Annotated in this window: 2 protein-coding genes; both read left to right on the forward strand. The window is 66.9% G+C overall.

What is annotated here, in order from left to right; all coding sequences use genetic code 11:
• Nucleotides 1–408, forward strand: a 408-nt coding sequence (locus A5791_RS05065) for a ribosome maturation factor RimP (protein WP_067232142.1), incomplete at its 5' end; no start/stop codon positions are given.
• Nucleotides 405–1,448 (forward strand): transcription termination factor NusA, encoded by a 1,044-nt coding sequence (gene nusA / locus A5791_RS05070; RefSeq protein WP_067232144.1) that lies wholly within the window; start codon nt 405–407, stop codon nt 1,446–1,448. The genes A5791_RS05065 and nusA, both read left to right, overlap by 4 nt.
• The last annotated feature ends 176 nt before the right edge of the window (nt 1,449–1,624 follow it).

The raw sequence follows: 1,624 nt of genomic DNA on the forward strand, positions 1-1,624 counted from the left end.
GGCGACGTGCCCCTTGATCTCGACACGATAGCGGCGTTGTCCCGGTCCGCGTCCGTACTCCTCGATGCGGGCGCCAAGGTAGACGGTCAGTACGTCCTCGAAGTCAGTTCACCCGGCGTGGATCGCCCGCTCACCACAGAGAAGCACTTCCGCCGAGCCCGCGGACGCAAAGCCGACGTGACGTTGACCGACGGCTCTGCGGTGACCGTTCGGCTCGGCGACGTCATCGACGGCCAAATTCGGGTGGTGGTCCGCGGCGATCGCCGCGCCAAACCCGCAGTCCGGCAGATTCCGCTCGGCGACATCGCGAGCGCGGTGGTTCAGGTGGAGTTCGGCCGGCCGGATGCACGGGAGATGGAACTCCTCTCCGAGGGGGGATTGTTCAGTGACGAGGAGGGCGGCGGATGAACATCGATATGGCCGCGTTGCATGCGATCGAGGTGGACCGTGGCATCTCGGTCAATGAGTTGCTCGAAACGATCAAGTCCGCGCTGCTGACCGCCTACCGCCACACCCAGGGCCACCAGAACGAGGCACGCATCGACATCGACCGCAAGACCGGCGTCGTCCGCGTGATCGCACGGGAGCTGGATGCCGACGGCAATCTCATCAGCGAATGGGATGACACTCCCGAGGGCTTCGGCCGCATCGCCGCCACCACCGCCCGCCAGGTGATGCTGCAGCGATTCCGTGACGCCGAAAACGAGCGCACTTACGGCGAGTTCTCCACGCGCGAGGGCGAAATCGTCGCCGGGGTCATCCAGCGCGACAGCCGCGCCAACGCCCGCGGTCTGGTCGTGGTTCGAATGGGCACGGAGAGCAAGGCATCCGAAGGTGTGATCCCGGCCGCCGAGCAGGTTCCCGGCGAGAGCTACGAACACGGCAACCGGCTGCGCTGCTACGTGGTCGGTGTGACGCGCGGCGCCCGTGAGCCGCTGATCACCTTGTCGCGCACCCACCCCAACCTGGTACGCAAACTGTTCTCGCTGGAAGTGCCGGAGATCGCCGACGGGTCGGTCGAGATCGTGGCGGTGGCCAGAGAGGCCGGTCACCGGTCCAAGATCGCCGTTGCGTCGCGTGTCCCGGGCCTGAACGCCAAGGGCGCCTGCATCGGTCCCATGGGGCAGCGGGTTCGCAACGTGATGAGCGAGTTGTCCGGAGAAAAGATCGACATCATCGACTACGACGACGACCCGGCGCGCTTTGTCGCAAACGCGCTGTCGCCGGCGAAGGTGGTCTCGGTGTCGGTCATCGACCAGACCGCCCGCGCAGCCCGCGTGGTAGTTCCGGATTTCCAGTTGTCGCTGGCGATCGGCAAGGAAGGGCAGAACGCGCGGCTGGCTGCGCGGCTCACCGGGTGGCGCATCGACATCCGCGGTGATTCGCCGGGGCATCCCGAAAGCCAGCCCCAGCAGGGCGCCAGCCACGGCATGGCCCACGAGCGCTGAGTCTGTAGCCGGCCGTTGTCGTACGGCCGTGGCATAATCGAACGTATGTTCGAAGGAGCGGGTGGTCGGTCCCAGGAGCAGGTCCTGGCCGGCTTCGATGAGATGTTTGCCGGGGCTGTGGTGCGCACGCCGACCCCGGAGTCGCGGGCGTGGCTGGATCGGGTGGGGGCGGCGGT

It is taken from the genome of Mycobacterium sp. 852002-51163_SCH5372311 (assembly GCF_001667115.1).
Taxonomy (GTDB): Bacteria; Actinomycetota; Actinomycetes; order Mycobacteriales; family Mycobacteriaceae; genus Mycobacterium.

Bases quoted from the DNA above. Each gene is read 5' to 3' on its own strand.
- nusA (WP_067232144.1), top strand. From the start codon at position 405: ATGAACATCGATATGGCCGCGTTGCATGCGATCGAGGTGGACCGTGGC.